Source organism: Caballeronia calidae, assembly GCF_900044055.2.
Lineage (GTDB): Bacteria > Pseudomonadota > Gammaproteobacteria > Burkholderiales > Burkholderiaceae > Caballeronia > Caballeronia calidae.
Map to the genome: position 1 here is coordinate 1 of NZ_FCOX02000369.1, position 529 is coordinate 529.

Below are 529 nucleotides of genomic sequence, written 5' to 3' on the forward strand. Positions count from 1 at the left end.
CGATGCCTGGTGTCGACAATGACGGAATTGATGTGCACCGACGTGCTTTCCGAGTAGCCCAGCACCTTGTCTTTGGGCTTCGCGCCGCGATACTGCTGCAGGTAATCGTCGGCCACCTGTCCCGACGCCGTCAGGCGCACAAAGTCATAATCGGTCTGTCCGGCATAGAAGTCGTAGGCTTCGCGGTGAATGACGAATTGCGACACCCAATACTGGTCCGTCGCTTCATCCATGCCCATGTCCTGCGTGACGATCGACACCTGCGACAACTCACCGGTGGCGTTGTTGAGCGTAAGCAGATATTGCGGCAAGGGTTGCGCGTAGCGCAGCATGGTGCCGCCGGTGACCAGCCACGCGAGCAGCGCGAACGCGGCGAAGCCCCCGGCGACTTGCCACGCGCGCTTACGCGACAGCAAGACCTCATCGAGCAAATCGACTTCGGCGCTGCCGCACTCTTTTCGGTAGGCGTCCATTTCCGCTCGCGTGATTGCTTTGCGCTCGACTCGCGGGATATTCGGTTGATCGTTTT

The 529-nt window shown here is 59.9% G+C and carries 1 protein-coding gene; it reads right to left on the minus strand.

What is annotated here, in order from left to right; genetic code table 11:
• On the minus strand, positions 1-473 hold a 473-nt coding region (locus AWB78_RS43080; RefSeq protein ID WP_062613388.1), incomplete at its 3' end, for a type IV secretion system protein.
• Positions 474-529 lie beyond the last annotated feature (56 nt).